Genomic DNA, 20,646 nt, shown 5'->3' on the forward strand with positions numbered 1-20,646 from the left:
ATGATTGCTCCCAAATGCTCATGCGGAAGAACCGCTTGGGCGTCAACGAGGGAGCCCGCCACCAATGTTCGCCCTTTTCGCCCGCGCCCGCAAGGCGCTGCGCCCGGTCGCCATGTTTGCCACCGCCGCCCTGCTTGCCGCCTGCGATGTCTCGACCATGACCGATCTCGGCTCCGCCGGCAGCGGCGGTCCGAGTATCGATCCCGGCCAGACCGTCCGCGTGGCGCTGCTGGTGCCGCAGTCCGATCCGTCTGCCGCCGCCGTGGCGCGCGATCTGGAGAATGCCGCGCGGCTCGCGATCGCCGATCTCGGAAACGCGCAGATCGACCTCGCGGTCTATGACACCGCCGGCCAGCCCACCCAGGCCGCGGCCCAGGCCCAGCGCGCCGTCGACGAGGGGGCACGGATCATCCTTGGCCCGCTGCGCGGCGAGGAAGCAGTCGAGGCCTCCAAGGTCGTGGCCGATGAGGGCGTCAACGTGCTCGCCTTCTCCAACAATGCCTCGATCGCCGGGGGCAATCTCTTCATCCTCGGGCCGACGTTCAACAACACCGCCGACCGCCTGATGGGCTTCGGCACCCGCCGCGGCATCACCTCAGTTGCCGTGCTCTACTCGCAGGACGTGCCGGGCGAATTCGGCCGCACCGCGATCAGCCAAGCCGCCGCGCGCAACGGCGTCTCGGTGGTCGCAGAGCAGCCCTACGAGCTCAGCGTCGAGGGGGTGACCCGCACCGCGCAGTCGATGGGCAACATCGTCGGCAGCAGCGGCGCGCAGTCGGTCTTCATCACCTCCGACGCCACCAATGCCGCCATGCCCCTGCTGCTGCAGCTCATGCCCGAGAACGGCGTGAACCCGGCGGTGACCCAGTACATCGGCCTGACCCGTTGGGACGTGGCGCCGCAGCTCTTCTCCTATCCCGGCGCGCAGGGGGCATGGTTCACCATGCCCGACCAGGCGATGCAGCGGAACTTCAACGCCCGCTACAGGGGGGCCTACGGGGCCGAGCCTCACCCGCTGGCCGGTCTCGCCTTCGACGGGGTTGCCGCCATCGGCGCACTGGTCGCGCAGGGCCGCAGTGATGCCCTCACGGGCCGCGCACTGACGCAAGCTGCTGGTTTCCAAGGTACCGGCGGTGTATTCAGGCTGAAGTCGGACGGCACCAATGAGCGTGGTCTGGCCGTCGCCACCATTCAGAATAACCAGGTAACGATCCTTGACCCTGCCCCCTCCAGTTTCTCAGGTGCCGGTTTCTGAGACGTCCGAGTTCCTGCCGGACGACCTGATCGCCCCGGCGCTTGAAATCTTCGACATCGCGGGTCTGCGCACCCAGGTTTTCGCCGCTCTCCCCGAGGAGGGCGGCGAAAGCGCTGTCCGCTCCACGGTGGTCAAAATCCTCTCGGAGGCAGCGAGGCAAAGCCGCGAGACCATCGCCCGGGAGTTCGCCCGCCAGCCCCACAACGCCTTTCCGGTCACCCATGCTTACACCTGGGTGACCGACGGGCTGGTGCGCATCTGTTTCGACGTCGCCACGCGGCACCTGCACCGCAATCCAACTCCGACCAAGGGAGAGCGGCTCTCGGTGCTCGCGGTGGGAGGCTACGGGCGCGGCGAAATGGCGCCCTTCTCCGATGTCGACCTGCTGTTCCTGACCCCGCACAAGATCACCGCCTGGGCGGAGAGCGTCATCGAGTCGATGCTCTACATGCTCTGGGACCTGAAGCTGAAGGTCGGCCACGCTTCGCGCACGGTGAAGGACTGCCTGCGGCTCGGCGCCGAGGATTTCACCATCCGCACCGCCATGCTCGAGCACCGCTACCTCACCGGCCACAAGCCGCTCGCGGACGAGCTCGAGGACAAGCTCTGGAACGACCTCTTCAAGGGCACAGAGCGCGCCTTCGTCGCCGCCAAGCTCGAGGAACGCTCGGACCGGCACCGCAAGCACGGGCTGCGCTACGTGGTCGAACCCAACGTCAAGGAGGGCAAGGGCGGGCTGCGCGACCTGCAATCGCTCTACTGGATCACGAAGTACGTTCATCACACCGACGACACAGAAGACCTGGTGCGGCTCGGAGTGTTCCGCCCCGAGGAATACCGCACCTTTTACCGCGCCGAGGAATTCCTCTGGGCCACCCGCTGCCACATGCATCTCGCCGCAGGACGCGCGGTCGAGCAGCTGACCTTCGACATGCAGGTCGAGGTGGCCGACCGCATGGGCTACAGCGACCGCGGCGGCCGGCGGGCGGTGGAATGGTTCATGCAGGACTACTTCCGCCACGCCACCTCGACGGGCGATCTCACCCGCATCTTCCTCACCTCGCTCGAGGCCGAGCAGCAGAAGGACGCGCCGCTGCTGCTGCGCATGTTCAAGCGCGGGCCGAACGTGAAGGACGGATACGAGGTGGTGCACAACCGCCTCGCCATCGTCGATCCGATCGCCTTCCTGTCCGACAAGATCAACCTGCTGCGCTTCTTCGAGGAAGGGCTGCGCACCGGCCTGCTGCTGCACCCCGACGCGATGCGGCTGGTGAAGGCCAACCTGCACCTGATCGACGAGGATATGCGCAATGACCGCGAGGCGCAGCGCATCTTCATGGACCTGCTGCTCAAGCACGGCAATCCCGAGCGCTCGCTGCGGCGGATGAACGAGCTTGGCGTGCTCGCCGCCTTCATCCCCGAGTTCGAGCCGATCGTGGCGATGATGCAGTTCAACATGTACCACAGCTACACGGTGGACGAGCACACCATCCAGTGCATCGGAAACCTGTCGCAGATCGAGCATGGCGACCTGACCGAGGACCTGCCCGTCGCCTCGGAAATCCTGCGCGAGGGGGTGAACCGAAAGGTGCTCTACACCGCGCTCCTGCTGCATGACATCGGCAAGGGCCGCGACGAGGATCACGCCGTGCTCGGCGCTCAGATCGCCCGCAAGGTGGCGCCCCGCCTCGGCCTCAGCAAGCAGGAGAGCGCAACGGTCGAATGGCTGGTGCGCTACCACCTGCTGATGTCCGACATGGCGCAGAAGCGCGACATCGCCGATCCGCGCACAGTGCGCGACTTTGCCAAGGCGGTGCAGACCCGCGAGCGGCTCGACCTGCTCACCGTACTCACCGTTTGCGACATCCGCGGCGTCGGCCCGGACGTGTGGAACAACTGGAAGGCGGCGCTGCTGCGCGCGCTCTACCGCCAGACCCGCCGCGGCCTCGAGGACGGGATGGAGGCGCTTAACCGCGAGAACCGTGGCAATGAGGCCAAGAAAGCCCTGCGAGAGGCTCTCTCGGACTGGGATGCCAAGGCCCTGCGCACCGAGACCGGGCGGCACTACGAATCCTACTGGCAGGGGCTGCACGTCACCGCCCACGAGGTCTTCGCCAAGCTGCTGCGCGAGATCAAGGATGACGAGATCAAGATCGACATCCACCCCGACGAGGACCGGGACGCCACCCGCGCCTGCTTTGCGCTGCAGGATCACCCGGGGATCTTCGCCCGGCTCGCCGGGGCGCTCTCGCTGGTCGGCGCCAACGTGGTGGACGCGCGCACCTTCACCTCCAAGGACGGTTATGCCACCGCCGCCTTCTGGATCCAGGATGCCGACGGCTCGCCCTACGAAGAGGCCCGCCTGCCCCGCCTGCGCGAGATGATCCGCAAGACGCTGATGGGAGAAGTCCGCCCGCGCGAGGCCATGGAGCAGCGCGGCAAGCTGAAAAAGCGCGAACAGGCCTTCAAGGTGCCCACCTCGATCAGCTTCGACAACGAGGGCTCGGACATCTACACGATCATCGAGGTTGATACCCGCGACCGTCCGGGGCTCCTCTACGACCTGACGCGCACCCTGTCGGAAAGCCATGTCTACATCGTCTCTGCGGTCATCGCGACCTACGGCGAGCAGGTGGTCGACACCTTCTACGTGAAGGACATGTTCGGGCTGAAGTACTTCACCCCTTCCAAGCAGAAGATGCTGGAACGCAAGCTGCGCGAGGCCATCGCGGCAGGGGCGCAGCGGGCGGGGGTGTGACGCTCGGCCCGGAGCGACATCGCCGGGCCGACAGACCGCCGGGCGGACAGACCTCTGAAAACGAAAAGAGCGGACCCGAGGGTCCGCTCTTCCGTATCTCTTGGCGGGGCCTTGGCCCCATCCGGATTGGCTTACACCAGTTCCAGGTTGATCGCCGACTCGCGGCCGTCACGGCCTGCTTCGATGTCGAACGACACTTTCTGGTTGTCGGCGAGGCCGGTCAGGCCCGAACGCTCAACAGCCGAGATGTGCACGAAAACGTCTTTCGAGCCACCATCGGGTGCGATGAAGCCGAAACCTTTGGTGGTGTTGAACCACTTGACGGTACCAGTTGCCATGATTGTATTCCTCTATCTGTGTCGCCCACAAAGCGCAGCGACCTGGCGGCTCAAAGTCGAAAGCTGAGCCGTGGAGGAATCAGAATCGAAATTCAGTAGCCCGACCTAAATGCCCCCTCCAGTCCGGAATTACAAGCGATGATCCTGTGTCAGGCCATTTCACACGCCGTGCATTGACTTTCCGGCCATTTTCCCCCATTTACCCCGCGTGATCGCCGGTTCCTTACCAGCCCGGGGCCAACCGCCCCGCGCCTGCGATGCCAGATTTCCCGCCGTTGGCACCCTTCCATGGGTCCGGCCTCGCGAAGGAGTTCTTGCGATTACGGCATTCGGGCAATCCGGCCCGCGCGTCCAATCGCAGCCCGCTGCACATCTCCTCCCGCGCGAAGGCGCACATCCGGCGACGGCCCTCTTGGCCCTCCCCGAAAGGATTTTCATGACATTCGACACGCTGGGGCTCCGCCCCACCCTTCTGGCTCGCCTTGCCGAGCAGAATCTCACTCAGCCGACCCCCATCCAGACCCAGGCCATCCCCGAGGCCCTCGCCGGCCGCGACGTGATGGGCCTTGCGCAGACCGGCACCGGCAAGACCTTTGCCTTCGGCCTGCCGATCGCCGATGCGCTGCTCGCCAGCCAGACCCGCTGCGCGCCGAAATCGGCGCAGGCGCTGATTCTCGCCCCGACCCGCGAGCTCGCCGCGCAGATCCACGACACGCTGTCGTCAGTGCTCACCGGCGCGCACCTGCGCCTGACGCTGGTGGTCGGCGGCAACTCGATCAACGTGCAGTCGCGCAAGCTCGAAAAGGGCACGCACCTGCTGATCGCCACCCCCGGCCGTCTCATCGACCTGATGGACCGTGGCGCGCTGAAGCTCGACCAGGTGACGCATTTCGTCCTCGACGAGGCCGACCAGATGCTCGACCTCGGCTTCATCCACGCGCTGCGCCGCATCGCCCGTGACCTGCCGGCCAAGCGCCAGACGCTGCTCTTCTCGGCCACCATGCCCAAGCAGATGAACGAGATCGCCAGCGCCTACCTGAACGATCCGGTGCGCATCCAGGTCGCGCCTCCGGGCAAGACCGCCGACAAGATCGAGCAATCGGTGGTCTTCGTCGAAACGCCAAAGCGGATCGAGACCCTGACCGGTCTTCTTGACGATCACCGCGACGAGCTGGCGCTGGTCTTCTGCCGCACCAAGCACGGCGCCGAGAAGCTCTCGCGCAAGCTCGACCAGGCGGGGTTCGCCGTCGGCGCGATCCACGGCAACAAGAGCCAGGGCCAGCGCAACCGCGCGCTCGACGCCTTCCGCAAGGGCGAGATGCGCGTGCTGGTGGCCACCGACGTCGCCGCGCGCGGCATCGACATTCCCGACGTGCGCCACGTCTACAACTTCGACCTGCCGAACGTGGCGGACAACTACGTCCACCGCATCGGCCGCACCGCCCGCGCCGGGCGTGACGGCCGGGCCGTCAGCTTCTGCGGGGTCGAGGAGATGGCCGACCTGCGTGGCATCGAAAAGCTGATCGGCCAGCAGATCGAAACGCTCTACGGCGAACGCCCGGCCGAGCCCGCCCGCGCCCAGCGCAGCGGCGGCGGCGGTCGTGGCCGCCCCGGGGGCGGCAAGCCCGGGGGCAGCGCCGGCAAACCCAGCGGTGCCCGCCGCCCGCGCGGGGGCCGTGGCCGCCGCAGCGGGGGTGGCGGCAACACGCGCAGCAAGGCCCACGCCTCGGCCTGATCCGACACGACCAAAGGCGCGGAGACCCCTCCGCGCCTTTTTCTTTGCCCTGGCGTCAGGCGATCGGCCCTGCGCCCGCGGCGTCACCCTTGAGGCGCCGCCCCCGGTCCACGGCCCCGCCGCCGCTTGGGCTGGACTCAGCCCCGTCGCAAATCGCCGACCTCGCGCCAGAACAGCGGTGTCAGCAGCACGTAGACGGTGATCATTTCCAGCCGCCCGAGATACATGGCAAAGGCGAGCACCAGCTTCACCGGATCGCTCATCGAGGCGAAATTGCCTGCCGGGCCGATGATCGGCCCCACCCCCGGGCCGACATTGGCCAGCGCGGTCAGCGCGCCGCTGGCCGAAGTCTCGAAATCCAGCCCGAAGAAATCGAGCACGATGGTGAAGGCACCGAAGGTCAGCCCGTAGAACATCATGAAGCTGATCACCCCCTTCATCACGTCCTCGTCGACCCGCGCCCCCTCGTAGCGGATCGCGGTGACCGAGTGCGGCGCACGGATGGTCTGCATCTTGGCCTTGAGCGCGCGGGCAAAGAGCAGCCAGCGCATCGCCTTGGCGCCGCCCGCCGTCGAGCCGGTGCAGCCCCCGACGGCGGTGAGCAGGAAGAAGGCGACGGCGGCAAAAGGGCCCCAGAGCGTGTAGTCGGTTGTGGCGTAGCCCGTGGTCGTCACCACCGAGACCACGTTGAAAGCCACCGCCGTCGCAGCCTCGAAGGGCGCCATGCCCTCGTCGACCACGAGCCAGACGGTCAGCACGGTGATCACCGCGATCAGCGATTTGACCATCGCCGCCACCTGCTCGCTGCGGATCACCCCGCGCAGCACGATCCGCAGGTACCAGGCAAAGGGCAGCGCGCCCATCAGCATGAAAACCGTGCAGGCCCATTGCAGGAACGGGCTGGTGAAATGCCCGAACGAGGCGTCGTAGCCCGAGTAGCCGCCGGTCGAGAGCGTGGTCATCGCATGGGTGATCGCATCAAAGACGCTCATCCCGCCGATAAGGTACACGAAGGCGCAGAGCGCCATGAGTCCAAGGTAGATTCTCAGTGTCGCCGAGGCGAAGGCGGCCGCGTTCTTGAGTTCTTTCTCGCCCTTGTCCGAGCTCTCGGTGCGGAAAAGCTGCATGCCGCCGACCTGCAACAGCGGCAGCATGGCGATGCCGGTGACGATGAAGCCAACGCCGCCCACCCCCTGCAGCAGCGCCCGCCAGAGGATCACCCCGCGCGGCGTCTCATCGAGCCCGCTCATCACCGTCGAACCGGTTGTGGTGATGCCGGACATGGCCTCGAAGACCGCGTCCACCGGGGTCATCCCCCACATCCAGAGCGGCACCGCCCCGGCGACGGCTGCGGTCACCCAGACCGAGGAGGTCAGCAGGAAGGTCAGCAGACGGTTCTGCTCGTGGAAGTCGGACCATGTTGACAGGCTCACCCCGCCGCCAACCATGCCCACAAGCGCCGCCGAAAGGCCAAAGGTCGCGCCGGTCCCCGGGAAAAGCAGCGCCACCAGCGCCATCAGCAGCGCAAAGAACACGCAGACCAGACCGTTGATGAAGTAGATGAAGGACATGACGGCTTTCTCTCGACTTGCCGGGCTGGTGCTGACGCGGCGTCGGCCCCGCAGCCTTGCGGCGAGGGCGCGGAGAATTCAACTGCACTTTTGCCCAGCCGACAATCCGCATCCCCGCCCGGCGCCGCCTCCGGCCGCCCGCGCAACCAGCACCCCCCCGCGTATGCACGAAATGTGCCGGGGATGTGCCCCCTTCCTAGGCCCCCTGCGATAGTCTACCTCTGGCGCACAAGAAGACGCGCAGAGGCAGCAGCATCATGAAACCCATCCGCCTGATCTCGGGCATTCTCACGGTCGGATTCTGGACTCTCGCAAGCCGCGTCCTCGGCGTCGCCCGCGAGATCTTCATCCTCGCCTACATCGGCCCGGGCCCGGTGATGGATGCCTTCGTGGCCGCCTTCCGCCTGCCCAACATGTTCCGCCGCTTCTTTGCCGAAGGCGCTTTCAACGCGGCATTTGTCCCAATCTTTTCAAAAAAGTACGAGGGCAAAGAGAACCCGCTCAAATTCGGCAGCGATGCGATGAACGGTCTGGCCTTCGTGCTGCTGGTGCTCTCGGCGCTGGCGCTGATCTTCATGCCGGCGCTTGTCTGGGCCACCGCCGGGGGCTTCGCGGGGGACGCGCGCTTCGACCTCACCATCGGCTATGGGCGCATCGTCTTTCCCTATATCTTCTTCATCTCGCTCGCCGCGCTCTTCTCGGGCGCGCTGAACGCCACCGGCCACTTCGCCGCCGCCGCCGCCGCACCGGTGCTGCTCAACATCTTCGTGATTATCGCCATGGTCACCGGCAGGGCCATGGGAGGTGAGATAATTGAATGGCTTGTCTGGGCCATCCCCTTCGCGGGCGTGGCCCAGTTGGTGCTGGTCTGGGTCGCTGCCGAGCGCGCCGGCATCCGCCTGCGCCCGGGCCGTCCGGTCTGGACCAAGGACATGAAGCGGCTCTTGCGCGTCGCCATTCCGGCGGCGCTGGCGGGCGGGGTGATGCAGGTCAACCTGCTGGTCGGCCAACAGGTCGCCTCGACCTTCGAAAAGGCGGTTGGCTGGCTCTACGCCGCCGACCGGCTCTACCAGTTGCCGCTCGGCGTCGTCGGCATCGCCGTGGGCATCGTGTTGCTGCCGGACCTCTCGCGGCGACTGAAAGCGCAGGACGACGCGGGCGCACGCCATGCCTTTTCCCGCGCCGGCGAGCTGTCGCTGGCGCTGACGGTGCCCGCCGCCGTGGCGCTGGTTGTGGTGCCCTTCCCGATTGTCTCGGTGCTGTTCCAACGCGGCGCCACCTCTGTCGCCGACGCGCAGGCCATTGCCTTTGCCGTGGCGATCTACGGGCTCGGCCTGCCAGCCTTCGTGCTGCAAAAAGTGCTGCAGCCGCTCTTCTTTGCCCGCGAGGACACCCGCACGCCGTTCCGCTACGCACTGTGGTGCATGGCGGTAAACGCTGTGCTCGCCATCGGTCTCGCGCCGGTTCTGGGCTGGTACGCCCCGGCCATCGCAACCACCGTCGCCGCCTGGACAATGGTCGCACAGCTTGCCTGGGGCGGGCGCAAGCTCGGCGAGGTGGCCCGCTTCGACAGCCGCTTCCGCCAGCGCATCCTGCGCATCTGCCTTGCCTCGGTGATCATGGGCGCAATTCTCTGGGGAACCATGTTGATGCTCGGCCCGTTGCTGGAGAGAAGCTACTGGCGGAGCCTCGCGCTCGTCGGTCTGATCGGCGTCGGGATCGTTTCCTATGGCATCGCCGGCCAGACCGTTGGGGCCTTCCGCCTGTCCGAGTTCAGAACCGCATTTCGCCGCAAGGGCTGACATATGACGCTGACATCGCTGATCACCGCTGCCGAGGGTTTTCCCGCCCTCGAACGGCTTTGCCATGCGGCGCAGCACGAGCTGGTGATGAGCTTCCGCATCCTCGATCCACGCACCAAGCTGCGCAGCCCCGAGCTGCGTGAGCAAGGGCTGGAGAACTGGGCCGACCTTCTGGCCGACGTGGCCCGGCGCGGCGTGACGGTGCGGATGATCATCTCTGACTTCGACCCGGTCTTCACTTCGTCGCTGCACCGGGGCGCCTGGCGCTCGGCCATGGTGTTCGCAGAACGGATGTCTGGCGACGTGCAGATCCTCTGCGCGCCGCACGGACAGAACGCCGGCTGGATCTGGCGGTGGGCGATGCGCGGCAAGATCGCACGCTACATCGCCGAACTGCGCCGCGAGGATGAGACAAGTCTCACACCCGTGCAGCGCACGGTTCTGAAGGGCGCGGTCCTGCTCCGGCCAGTGACCATCCACCAGAAGTTCGCCGTGGCAGACAGCAAGGCCTGCGTGATCGGAGGGCTCGACATCAACGAGCGTCGTTTCGACACGCCCGAGCACGACCGTCCCGCCGACGAGACTTGGCACGACGTGTCGATGCAGGTGGACGACGCCGATTTCGCCACCGCCCTCCGTGGTCATTTCGACGACTGCTGGAACGCCGCACTGGATTGCGGCACCTCGGGCGTGACAGGGCAGGCCGAGCGCCGCCCCACCAGCAAGCCTGCGAAAGCGCCCGAGGACCTGCGCCTCGTGCGCACCTTCTCCGCCCCCTGCCCGGGCGCCACGCGGCTCTCCCCTCGTCCCTCGATCATCGAGCACGAGAAAGCGGTGCTTGCCTTGATCGGCGAGGCGCAGCGGCACATCTACATCGAGACCCAGTTCCTCCGCCACCGCCCGGTCGCCGAGGCGCTCGCCAAGGCGGCGGAGCGCAACCCGGGGTTGCAACTGGTGCTGCTCATGCCATCCTTCCCCGACCGGGTGCTCTACGAGGGCAACGACGGCTGGGACACGCGGCACGGCCACGCGCTGCAGACCGAGGCGGTCAGCATCGTCCAGCGCGCCTTCGGCGACCGTGCCGCCATCGTCTCTCCGGGCCAGCAGGAAGACTCACCTGACGAGATTCCCGACCTGCTCGGCTCGGGACCGATCTACGTGCATTCGAAGGTGATGCTCATCGATGACCGTGTCGGCCTCGTTGGCTCGGCCAACCTCAATGGGCGCAGCCTGCACTGGGACACCGAGGCCTCGGTGCTCTTCCGCAAGCCGGACGCGGTGCATGACCTGCAGCGACGGCTGGCAAAAACCTGGCTGCGAGATCACCTGGATGGCCACGACCCGGTCAGCGCCCGCACCTGGCGTCAGGCGGCCCTCAGCAACGCCGCGCAGCCGGCCGAGGAACGCGAGGGCTTCATCCTGCCCTATCCGCAGGCGGCGGGGCGGAAGTTTTCGCGCTCCCTGCCGATTCTGCCCGCCGACATGTTCTGATTAGGCCGGGGTCAGCGCCGCTGGCGCAGCCGCTCACGCAGACGTGCCCAGCCGCCGGGCACCAGCACCATGGTCAGAAGGAAGCCCGAGGCGAAGCCGCCGAGGTCCGCAACCCAGTCGAGCGTGCCGCCAAAAAGCAAGCCGAAGAGCAGCTGGATCCCCAGAAGGATTCCGATCAACGAGAAAGCTCGCGCCTGCTGCGCCCCCATCTGCCCGAGCCGCAGCCAGAGCAGGTAGGTGAAACCTCCGATCAAGCCGTAGACCGGCGGGAACGCCCCGATCAGCGGGATCGGCGTGCTCACGAAGCCATAGGCCAGCGCCCCGCCGAGGCACGAGACCGCGAGGATCGCCAGCGTGCGCGGCGTTCCCAGCGCCTCGCCGACCATCTTGCCGAGCGCCAGCAGCATCACCGCGGCAAAGAGCGCATGGCTGAAGCTGGCATGCACGAAGGGGTAGCTGAAGAATCGCAGCAGGTGCTGGGCCGGGAACTGCCCGGTCGACAGCATCCAGTGCCAGATCTCGTTCGAGAAGGCGAAACGCTGCAACGCATCGAGCCGCCAGCCCACCGCCCCCGGCCCCCCGAGAAGTCCGCGTGCGCCCAGCGAGAAGGCCGCCTCGACGCCGACGATGACCACGGCGAGCGCCACGATCGCGGGCGGCATCGAATTGAACGGCGAGACATTGTGGTTGTGCGCCATGGTGGCCTCTTTCTTGACGGCATGTCGGGCCATGGGTAAGCCAGCCGGGACCGAATATCCAGACGGAGGAAGCCCATGTCCGAGGCGGGCGACAACAATTCCGCTTTCACGCCGCGCGTGTTTTCCGGCATCCAGCCCTCGGGCGGGCTGACGCTGGGCAACTACCTTGGCGCGATCAAGCGTTTCGTCGACATGCAGGACAGCGGGGTCGAAACGATCTACTGCGTCGTCGACATGCATGCGATCACCGTCTGGCAGGACCCCGAGGCGCTGCGCAGGCAGACCCGCGAGCTGACCGCCGGCTACCTTGCCTCCGGCCTCGATCCGGAAAAGTCGATCCTCTTCAACCAGAGCCAGGTCGCCGGCCACGCCCAGCTCGGCTGGATCTTCAACTGCGTCGCCCGGCTTGGCTGGATGAACCGGATGACCCAGTTCAAGGACAAGGCCGGCAAGAACGCCGAGAAGGCCTCGCTCGGCCTTTACGCCTATCCCGCGCTGATGGCCGCCGACATCCTGCTCTACCACGCCACCCACGTGCCGGTGGGCGAGGACCAGAAGCAGCACGTCGAGCTGACCCGCGACATTGCGGCAAAGTTCAACCACGACTACGGCACCGACTTCTTCCCGATGACCGAGCCGGTGATCGAGGGTGCGGCGACCCGCGTCATGAGCCTGCGCGACGGCTCGAAGAAGATGTCCAAGTCCGACCCCTCGGACGCCTCACGCATCAACATGACCGATGACGCCGACGCCATCGCCAAGAAGATCCGCAAGGCCAAGACGGACCCGGACGGGCTGCCGTCGGAGGCCAAGGGCCTCGAGGGCCGCCCCGAGGCGCGCAACCTCGTCAACATCTACGCCGCCCTCGCCGGGCAAAGCGTCGACGAGGTGCTGGCCATGGCCGGCGGCAAACAGTTCTCGGAGTTCAAGCCGATGCTTGTCGATCTCGCGGTCGACAAGCTGGCGCCGATCTCCACCGAGATGGCCCGGCTGATGCAGGACCCGGCGCAGATCGACGCGATCCTCGCCGCCGGCAGCGAGCGCGCCCGCGCCATCGCCGATCCGGTCCTGCAACGGACCTACGAGATCGTCGGCATGGTCGGCGCCAGGGCCTGACCCCGGCCCTGCCCCGGAGCCGAGACCGAGCCGAAGGGCCGTCCGCAGGGGCGGCCCTTTGCACGTCCGCCCCAGCGCACTCGGGACGAGGCGGCGCGCGCGTTTCATGCTATACTCGTGCCATCGCCCCGGGCTTTAGGGAGGACCTGCGCGATGGCACTCACCCCCGACCGCACATGGATCGCCTGGACCGGGATGGAGACCGACCTGATCTTCAACCACGGCGTCGATCTTCCGCACTTCGCCGCCTTTCCGATGATCGACGACACCGAGGGGCGCGCCCGGCTCCGCGGCTATGCCGAAGCGCTGATCTCCATCGGCCGCGAGACCGGCGCGGGGATCATCCTCGACACGCCGACCTGGATGGCCAACCCTGACCGCGCCGCGCCCGTCGGCTATGCCGCCGACGACCTTGCCCGGGTGACGCAGGAGGCCGTTGCGCTGCTGCGCGAGATGGCGGCGCGGCACCTCGACGTCTCGACCCGGATCAGCGTGCAGATCGGCCCGCAGGGCGATGGCTACCAGCCCGGCATGGCCGCCGCCCAGGCGTCAGCCGCCTACCACGGCCCGCAGATCCGCGCCGCCGCCGAGGCCGGGGCCGACATGGTCAGCGCCTATACTCTCGGCGCCGCTGGCGAGGCGATCGGCATCGCCAGGGCAGCGGAGGAGGCGGGCATCCCCGCACTCATCGCCTTCACCGTTGAAACCGATGGCCGGCTTGCCGACGGCACGCTGCTGTCGGAAGCGGTGCAGCGACTCGCCGGCGCCGCAGAACCTGCCGCGATCATGGTGAATTGCGCCCACCCCGACCACATCGCCGAAGCCTTCGACGGCGGCGAATGGGAGTCGCATCTGGCGGGGATCGTCGCCAATGCCTCGCGCCAGAGCCACGCCGAACTCGACGCCTGCGACACGCTCGACGACGGCGACCCCGAAGAGCTGGGCACCCAGTTGGCAGACCTGCAGCGCAGCCACCCTCGGCTGCGTGTGCTGGGCGGCTGTTGCGGCACCGACCTGCGCCACCTGCGCGAGATCGCGCGGCGGGTGTCAGGCTAGACGCTGGAGGCTCCGCTCAGCCCCATGCGCGCCGTCAGCCGCAGCGCGTGGCTCGGGTCCAGGCCAGCGGGCGGCATCACTTGGTCATAAGCCGCGCGGATCAGCGCGCCGATCTCCGGGCGCAGCACCACCCGCCCGTCCTCCAATCGCCCCAGCGGCGAGCGCGACGCGAAGGCCCCGTTGCCCCATGTGAGCATCACCTGCGCCACCTGCGCCAGCGCAAGATCCTCGGCAGGCATCTGCGACAGGCTCTCGTCCATGCGCAGGAACACGAAGGCCGCCTTGATCGCGCCGTCCTTGTCAAAGCGGAACACCCGGTACTGGTTTGCGCCCCCGGCCTGCAGCCGCGCCACCATCTCCGGCAGCCCGTCGATCATCCGCCCGAGGTCCGGCAGTTCCAGAAGTTCGGCCCAGTCGCGGAAGAAAAACACCATGACGTTGGCGCCGAGCTCGGGGTCATGCTCGGCCATCTTGTGGCCCGCCATGGCGCAGACCCCCTCGAAGGCCCCCTTGACCACCGAGAGCGTCGCATCCTCCACCCCGAAGACCACCGGCACCAGGGGCCGCCCCCAGCGGGCACAGAGATAGGACCCGTCCTCGCGGGTAAACAGCGCTTCGACCTCGGCCGCGTCCATGGCTCGCCCCTTCTTCTCTTAGGCAAATACGCAAAGCGCGGCGCGCGCCACGCGGCGCTCCACCTGCCATGCCGGGCGCGCCCGCGCAAGCCCGGCGGCGGGTCACCCGTCGAAGAGCGTGCCCTGCCCCGGGCCCTGCGGGCGCGGCATCGGCAGGCCGAGGTGATCCCAGGCCCGCTGCGCCAGCATCCGCCCGCGAGGGGTGCGCTGGATCAGCCCCTGCTGCAGCAGGTAGGGCTCGATCACCTCCTCAAGCGCGTCGCGGCTTTCCGAGAGCGCAGCCGAGAGCGTCTCGATGCCCACCGGCCCGCCGGAGTAATTCTCGGCCATCAGGGTCAGGTAGCGCCGGTCCGCCCCGTCGAGCCCGAGCTGGTCGACCCCGAGCCTTGTCAGCGCGCCATCGGCCAGCTCACGGGTGACGACGCCGCCGCCTTCGACAACGGCAAAATCCACCACCCGGCGCAGCAGTCGCCCGGCAATGCGCGGTGTGCCGCGCGCCCGGCGGGCGATCTCGCGCGCGCCCTCGGGCTCGGCCCGCACCCCCAACTTCACGGCGTTGCGGCTGACAATTTCGTGCAATTCGTCCTCGGTGTAGAACTGCAGCCGGGTCGGAATGCCGAAGCGGTCGCGCAGCGGCGTTGTCAGCAGGCCAAGCCGCGTGGTCGCGCCGACCAGCGTGAAGGGCTGCAGCTCGATCCGGACGGTGCGCGCAGCCGGCCCTTCGCCGATCACCAGATCGAGCTCGTAGTCCTCCATCGCCGGGTAGAGCACCTCCTCCACCGCCGGGTTGAGCCGGTGGATCTCGTCGATGAAGAGCACGTCGCGCGCCTCGAGGTTGGTCAGGATCGCCGCCAGATCCCCGGCCTTGGCCAGCACCGGGCCGGAGGTCATCCGAAAGCCGACCCCCAGCTCGCGCGCCATGATCTGCGCCAGCGTCGTCTTGCCGAGGCCGGGCGGGCCGTGGAACAGCGTGTGGTCCATCGCCTCGCCGCGCGACCGGGCCGACTGGATGAACACCCGCAGGTTGGCGCGCGCCTCGGCCTGGCCGATGAAATCGCCGAGCATCTGCGGGCGCAGCGCGCGGCCCTCGTCCTCGGGCAGCGGCTCGGGACGTAGGGTGGGATCGGAACCGACCATGATTTATCCCTTCGGCGCCAGCAGCTTCAGCGCGGCGCGGATCAGCGCCGGGGTCTCGGCCTCTGGATCCTCACCCGCCGCCTGCGCCACCGCCGAGGCCGCCTCTCCCGGACCGTAGCCGAGGTTGCCGAGCGCCGAGAGCGCCTCGGATTGCGCCGAGGCGTTGGGCTTGGCCGCAGGCATCTTGCGCGCCGCCGGCGCGGGTGTCGCTGCCGGCGTATCCTCGATCACCACATCCTCGGCGGAGGTCACCTGCCCCGCGCCCATGGCCATGACCATCGGCGCCTTGTCCTTCAGCTCGTTGACCACGCGCTGCGCGGTCTTCGGGCCGATGCCCTTGGCGGCCTTGATCGCGTTCCAGTCGCCAAGCGCGATGGCGCGGCTCACCCCGTCCGGGCCCAGCGTGCCCAGAATGGCAAGCGAGGCCTTGGCCCCCACGCCCTGCACCGACATCAGCAGGCGGAACCATTCCTTTTCCACCAGCGAGGGAAAGCCGTAGAGCTGCAGCAAATCCTCGCGCACCAGAAGGTCAGTGTAGAGCGCCGCCGCCTCGCCCGGGGCCAGCGTCATGAGCACCCGCTCGGAGCAATAGACCACGTAGCCCACGCCCCGCACGTCGATCAGCGCGTGATCGTCACCCTTGTAATCCACCCGTCCGGCGATCCGTCCGATCATGCCTTCACCTTCATTCTTTGCACGCCCTGATGATGCGCATGACATATCGCGATGGCCAGTGCATCCGCCGCGTCGGGGCTGTCGATGACGACACCCGGCAGTTGCATCCGCACCATGTGGTCGACCTGCGCCTTTTCCGCATGGCCGACGCCGACCACCGTCTTCTTGACCTTGTTGGGGGCATATTCGCCGATCTCGAGCCCGAACTGCGCCGGCACCAGCATGGCGATGCCGCGGGCCTGACCAAGCTTCAGCGTGCCCGCCCCGTCGCGGTTGACGAAGGTCTGTTCCACCGCGGCGATCTCGGGCTGCCAGCGGTGCAGAACGTCGGTCAGCTGTTCATGCAGGGTGAGCAACCGCGCGGCGAGCGTCCCCTGTCCCGAATCGCACGTGCCGTTTGCAACGTGCCGCAAGCGGCTGCCCTCCGCCTCGATCACCCCCCAACCGAGGTGTCGGAGGCCGGGATCGATTCCGATCACCCGCATTTTTGCCTGCCCGTTCTTGTTTTTCTGCGCCCGGACTAGCACGAAACGCGAACATCCGCCAAGCCCTCGGCCCCCTGCTTTTCTCCGCCTGCGACCGTGCGAGCACGGCAGCGGCGACTCCGGAGAGCAAACGCGACACATGACAGTCAAAGCGCGACATGGACCGCCTGCTTTTTGGGTTAATTTACAAAGCTGTTGCTCAATTTGAGTGCTATGTGAAAACCGCAGAGCCCCCATGCATTTTTGACCAGTTGTTAGAAATGCACGGCGCCTCTATCTCCCGCTCAGAATTCAGGCACTTTAAAAACTTCGAGACAAGGACACTGACCCATGGCTGCTTATGACTACTCGCGCGACGCTTCGGGCGCCGCTGGTCTGGCAGGTCGCATCGGCAACGTCTTCGTCACCGGCTTCGCGCCCGTCGCCGCTGATGAGACCCCCCGTTCGGCCGGCCTCTTTGCTACCCTCTTCGGCATGGTTGCCGAGTGGAACGACGCCCGTCTGACCCGCAAGAGCCTGATGGCTCTGACCGACCGGGAACTCGACGATATCGGCCTCACCCGCGCCGACATCCCCGCGATCGCTCGTCGCCGCTGATCTCTTCCGAGATCATGCATAAAGGCCGCTGTCCTGTTCGGGACAGCGGCCTTTCTTATGTCCGTCCGACGGAGATCTGCCCGGTCGAAGGCAGCTGGCGGGGCCGTGGCCCCCTCGCTCTCAGACCAGGATCCCCTGAAGAAGCATACCGATCCACAGTGTCACCGGATCGACGCCCAGCACCCAGGCGCCCAGCTTGTCGGCAAGGCTGCCGTCGCGCAGCAGCGCGACATGTTCGCCGTAATGCGCGACGCCAAGGCTGGCGAGCATGGCGCCCTTGAACACCAGAAAGAACATCAGCGCGATCAGCAGCCCGCCGAGCCGCGGCAGCTTGACCTTGCGGAGCGGCTTGTGCTCGATCACGCCGTTGCGGTTGAGCCTGGTGACATAACCCCGGGCCAGCTTGCGGTGCTTTTGCGTCACAGCACGCTGGCGACGCTCGAAACTTCTCAGAGCGCTTTCCATACCGCGAAACCCCTCGATACCATACAAATACAGGACGCATTTGCTCGGGAAGCGCGGCAAAATTTAGGCAATAACGCGGCAATTATGCCGCGTTTGGTTCACGAAGGCTTGCGCAGGGTGAGCGTGACCCATTCGCCGATCTCGTCCCGGCGCACCAGCTCGACACCCTGCGCGGCATATGCCTCGACGACCTCATCGGCCTGGCGGATCAGGATGCCCGACAGGATCGCATAGCCGCCCGGGGCGAGATGTGCTGCCATATCAGGGGCCAGATCGATCAGCGGCTGCTTGAGGATATTGGCGAAGACAAGATCGAAGGGCGCGCGCGCCGCAAGGTCCGGGTGGCCGAATCCGGCCGCCTCGACGCAGATCACCTTGTCGGTCAGGTTGTTGGCCCGGACATTCGCCTCGGCCACTTCCACGGCGACTTCATCGATGTCCGACACGATCACCGGGTTGGGCCAGATGCGCGCGGCGGCCATGCCGAGCACCGCGGTGCCGCAGCCGATATCCGCCACGTTCTGCCCGACCATGCCCTCGTTCGACAGACGGTCGAGCGCCCGCAGACAGCCCAGCGTGGTGCCGTGGTGGCCGGTGCCAAAGGCCATCGCGGCCTCGATCAGCAGCGGCTCGGCGCCCTCGGGGATCTTGTCGGCGTCATGCGAGCCGTAGACGAAGAAACGCCCGGCCTCGACCGGGGTCAGCTCGCGGCGCACCTTGTCGACCCAGTCCTGGTCCGGCACTTCCGAGATCACGAAGGGCGCGGCGTCGAAGGCCGCGGCAAGCAGTGCCAGCTCCACCTCGTTCGGCTTGCCCAGGAAATAGCCCCCGATCTCCCAGGTGCCCGAGCCGTCCTCGATCTCGAAGACGCCCACGCCGATGGGCTCGGGATCGATCTCCTCAATGGCCTCGCCCAGGGCCTCGGCAGCGGTCTTGTCGCTCAGCTTGGTGAAGGCGGTCCAGGTCTTGGCCATCTCGTGCTCTCCTATAGGGGTTGGCCTGCCCGATACAGCGTTTGGCCCGGTCACGCCAGTGCACATGCACCTCGTGCACACGGCTGCCGCCGGAAAAGCCACGCCCCGCCGGAACGGGCGGGGCGTATCGGAATGTCAGGCGGGGATCAGACCCATTTCGCCAGCGGCGGCAGGCTCATCAGCACCGCGTCGGGATCATGCCCGGTGGCAAGACCGAACTTCGTGCCACGGTCGTAGACGAGGTTGTACTCGGCATAGAGCCCGCGATGGACCAATTGCGCGTCTTTCTCAGCCTCGCCGAAGTCCATGGTCCGGCGTTTTTCGACCAGCGGCAGGTAGGCCGGCAGGAAGGCCCGGCCGATGTCCTGCGTCAGCGCGAAATCCGCCTCCCAGTCACCCGTGTTGCGGTCATCCATGAAGATGCCGCCGACGCCGCGCGCGCGCTTGCGGTGCGGGATATAGAAATACTCGTCTGCCCAAGCCTTGAGTTCGGGATAGAGCGTCTCGCCATGCGGATCGAGGTGCGTCTTCTGAGTGGCGTGGAAATGCGCCGTGTCCTCAGCGTACTCGAGGCAGGGGTTGAGGTCCGAGCCGCCGCCGAACCACCAGGCACCCGGCGTCCAGAACATGCGGGTGTTCATGTGCACCGCCGGTGCGTGCGGGTTCTGCATGTGAGCCACGAGGCTGATCCCCGACGCCCAGAAGCGCGGATCGTCCTCGATCCCCGGCACTCCGCGCGCCGCCATGGACTTCTGCGCCGCCGCGCCAAGCGTGCCGTAAACGGTCGAGACGTTCACCCCGACCTTCTCAAACACCCGGCCGCCGCGCATCACGCTCATCAGCCCGCCCCCTGCGTCGCTGCCGTCGTCGGCGGTGCGGGTGGTCGGGGTCACGGTGAAGCGGCCCGCCGTATGATCGGACCGCGGTCCTTCGGAATGGCTGTCCTCCAGCCCCTCGAAGGCCGCAACGATCTCGTCTCGCAGCGCACGGAACCAGGTCGAGGCGCGCGCCTTGCGCTCGTCGAATACGTCGCTCATCAGTGTCTCCCTGGCCCGGGTCAGTGCATCGGCGTGCCGACCGGGTCGATCAGCGTGCGGCCACCGTCCACGGTCATGATCTGGCCGGTCATGAAGCCCGAAGCCTCGGAGGCAAGGAATTGCACCGCCTCGCAGACCTCGTCCGGCCCGGCGATGCGCCCGGCGGGCGTGTGCTTCTCGATTTCCTCGCGGTAGCCCGGGTGCTCCTTGAGGATGTTCTTGAGGCTCGAGGACATCAGCGAGCCGAAGGCCACCGAGTTCACCCGGATCTTCTGGTCCGCCAGCGACACCGCCATGGAACGGGTCAGCTGGTCGAGCGCCGCCACCGAGACCGAGTAGCCCAGCAAGTGCGGGTTGGTGCGTGCGGCGGCGATCGACGAGATGTTGATGATCGAGCCGGCGGAGCGGATGTCCTGCCCCTCGGCCTGCTTGATCATGCGCTTGGCGACGATCTGGCTCAGCCGCATCGCGGGCATCAAGTTCTGGCCAATCATGGTTTCGAGCGAGGCGTCCTCGCAGTCGTGAACGTTGGTCGGCAGGATTTGCCGCGCGCCGTTCACCAAGATATCGACCCGGTCGTAGGCGTCGAGCGTGGCCGAGAGCAGGTTGGCCAGCGTCAGCTTCTCGCGCAAGTCGCCGGCGAAATAGCGCATGGTGCTCTCTTCATCGACCTGCCCGCATTCCTTGGCCAGCCGGTTCTCGTCCATGTCGGCGAACATGACGTTCGCGCCACGTGCCGCAAAGTGCCGCGCGATCGCGAGGCCCACGCCATTGGCGGCGCCGGTGACGATGGCGGTCTTGCCTTCGATGGAAAAACTCAT

At 67.0% G+C, this 20,646-nt stretch carries 19 protein-coding genes; 8 read left to right on the forward strand and 11 right to left on the reverse strand.

Annotation, left to right across the window (positions count from 1 at the left end; genetic code table 11):
* The first annotated feature begins 64 nt into the window (after positions 1-64).
* Both CEW88_RS11855 and CEW88_RS11860 read left to right on the forward strand, forming a co-directional pair.
* Complete coding sequence (locus tag CEW88_RS11855; RefSeq protein ID WP_108967033.1) at positions 65-1,255, forward strand: penicillin-binding protein activator; 1,191 nt, start codon at positions 65-67, stop codon at positions 1,253-1,255.
* On the forward strand, positions 1,215-4,013 hold the full coding sequence (locus CEW88_RS11860) for a [protein-PII] uridylyltransferase (RefSeq protein WP_370457289.1): 2,799 nt from the start codon (positions 1,215-1,217) through the stop codon (positions 4,011-4,013). Before CEW88_RS11855 ends, CEW88_RS11860 begins: the two co-directional genes overlap by 41 nt.
* 131 nt (positions 4,014-4,144) lie before the next feature.
* Here CEW88_RS11860 and CEW88_RS11865 read toward each other — a convergent pair whose 3' ends face one another.
* Complete coding sequence (locus tag CEW88_RS11865) at positions 4,145-4,351, reverse strand: cold-shock protein (protein WP_095884218.1); 207 nt, start codon at positions 4,349-4,351, stop codon at positions 4,145-4,147.
* A gap of 436 nt (positions 4,352-4,787) precedes the next feature.
* On the opposite strand from CEW88_RS11865, the gene CEW88_RS11870 reads away from it, so the two are divergent.
* A complete protein-coding gene (locus CEW88_RS11870; RefSeq protein WP_108967035.1) occupies positions 4,788-6,086 on the forward strand; it encodes a DEAD/DEAH box helicase in 1,299 nt (432 codons plus the stop codon).
* 137 nt (positions 6,087-6,223) lie between these two features.
* Here the strand turns inward: CEW88_RS11870 and CEW88_RS11875 are convergent, their stop codons facing one another.
* Positions 6,224-7,657, reverse strand: a complete 1,434-nt coding sequence (locus CEW88_RS11875) for a TrkH family potassium uptake protein (protein ID WP_108967037.1) — start codon at positions 7,655-7,657, stop codon at positions 6,224-6,226.
* Between the two features lie 257 nt (positions 7,658-7,914).
* Between CEW88_RS11875 and murJ the strand changes: the two genes are divergently transcribed.
* Both murJ and CEW88_RS11885 read left to right on the forward strand, forming a co-directional pair.
* Positions 7,915-9,459, forward strand: a complete 1,545-nt coding sequence (gene murJ, locus CEW88_RS11880) for a murein biosynthesis integral membrane protein MurJ (RefSeq protein WP_108967039.1) — start codon at positions 7,915-7,917, stop codon at positions 9,457-9,459.
* A gap of 3 nt (positions 9,460-9,462) precedes the next feature.
* Positions 9,463-10,950, forward strand: coding sequence for a phospholipase D family protein (locus CEW88_RS11885; protein WP_108967041.1), 1,488 nt, complete (start codon positions 9,463-9,465; stop codon positions 10,948-10,950).
* Positions 10,951-10,961: 11 nt separating this feature from the next.
* On the opposite strand, the gene CEW88_RS11890 is transcribed toward CEW88_RS11885, so the two are convergent.
* Entirely contained in the window at positions 10,962-11,648 is a 687-nt protein-coding gene (locus CEW88_RS11890) for a rhomboid family intramembrane serine protease (protein WP_108967043.1), read from the reverse strand.
* A 75-nt stretch (positions 11,649-11,723) separates the two neighbouring features.
* On the opposite strand from CEW88_RS11890, the gene trpS reads away from it, so the two are divergent.
* Together trpS and CEW88_RS11900 are read left to right on the forward strand one after the other, a co-directional pair.
* Positions 11,724-12,764, forward strand: coding sequence for a tryptophan--tRNA ligase (gene trpS, locus CEW88_RS11895; protein ID WP_108967045.1), 1,041 nt, complete (start codon positions 11,724-11,726; stop codon positions 12,762-12,764).
* Positions 12,765-12,917: 153 nt separating this feature from the next.
* Complete coding sequence (locus CEW88_RS11900) at positions 12,918-13,820, forward strand: homocysteine S-methyltransferase family protein (protein ID WP_108967047.1); 903 nt, start codon at positions 12,918-12,920, stop codon at positions 13,818-13,820.
* On the opposite strand, the gene CEW88_RS11905 is transcribed toward CEW88_RS11900, so the two are convergent.
* The 4 genes from CEW88_RS11905 to ruvC form a co-directional block, all read right to left on the reverse strand.
* The gene (locus CEW88_RS11905) at positions 13,817-14,455 is read right to left on the reverse strand and encodes a hypothetical protein (RefSeq protein WP_108967049.1); all 639 of its coding nucleotides are present in this window, start codon (positions 14,453-14,455) and stop codon (positions 13,817-13,819) included. The genes CEW88_RS11900 and CEW88_RS11905 overlap by 4 nt on opposite strands.
* Before the next feature lie 102 nt (positions 14,456-14,557).
* A complete protein-coding gene (gene ruvB / locus CEW88_RS11910) occupies positions 14,558-15,592 on the reverse strand; it encodes a Holliday junction branch migration DNA helicase RuvB (protein WP_108967051.1) in 1,035 nt (344 codons plus the stop codon).
* 3 nt (positions 15,593-15,595) lie between these two features.
* Positions 15,596-16,267, reverse strand: coding sequence for a Holliday junction branch migration protein RuvA (gene ruvA, locus CEW88_RS11915; protein WP_108967053.1), 672 nt, complete (start codon positions 16,265-16,267; stop codon positions 15,596-15,598).
* Positions 16,264-16,752, reverse strand: a complete 489-nt coding sequence (gene ruvC / locus CEW88_RS11920) for a crossover junction endodeoxyribonuclease RuvC (protein WP_108967056.1) — start codon at positions 16,750-16,752, stop codon at positions 16,264-16,266. The genes ruvA and ruvC overlap by 4 nt, the downstream gene beginning before the upstream one ends.
* A gap of 330 nt (positions 16,753-17,082) precedes the next feature.
* On the opposite strand from ruvC, the gene CEW88_RS11925 reads away from it, so the two are divergent.
* The gene (locus CEW88_RS11925) at positions 17,083-17,349 is read left to right on the forward strand and encodes a DUF1127 domain-containing protein (protein WP_108967058.1); all 267 of its coding nucleotides are present in this window, start codon (positions 17,083-17,085) and stop codon (positions 17,347-17,349) included.
* 120 nt (positions 17,350-17,469) lie between these two features.
* On the opposite strand, the gene CEW88_RS11930 is transcribed toward CEW88_RS11925, so the two are convergent.
* The 4 genes from CEW88_RS11930 to CEW88_RS11945 form a co-directional block, all read right to left on the reverse strand.
* On the reverse strand, positions 17,470-17,814 hold the full coding sequence (locus CEW88_RS11930; RefSeq protein WP_108967061.1) for a hypothetical protein: 345 nt from the start codon (positions 17,812-17,814) through the stop codon (positions 17,470-17,472).
* A gap of 98 nt (positions 17,815-17,912) precedes the next feature.
* A complete protein-coding gene (locus CEW88_RS11935) occupies positions 17,913-18,788 on the reverse strand; it encodes a 50S ribosomal protein L11 methyltransferase (protein ID WP_108967063.1) in 876 nt (291 codons plus the stop codon).
* Between the two features lie 146 nt (positions 18,789-18,934).
* On the reverse strand, positions 18,935-19,825 hold the full coding sequence (gene hemF, locus CEW88_RS11940; protein WP_193989035.1) for an oxygen-dependent coproporphyrinogen oxidase: 891 nt from the start codon (positions 19,823-19,825) through the stop codon (positions 18,935-18,937).
* A 20-nt stretch (positions 19,826-19,845) separates the two neighbouring features.
* Complete coding sequence (locus tag CEW88_RS11945) at positions 19,846-20,646, reverse strand: SDR family NAD(P)-dependent oxidoreductase (RefSeq protein WP_108967067.1); 801 nt, start codon at positions 20,644-20,646, stop codon at positions 19,846-19,848.

Origin of the sequence: Alloyangia pacifica (assembly GCF_003111685.1) — a bacterium.
Taxonomy (GTDB): domain Bacteria; phylum Pseudomonadota; class Alphaproteobacteria; order Rhodobacterales; family Rhodobacteraceae; genus Salipiger; species Salipiger pacificus_A.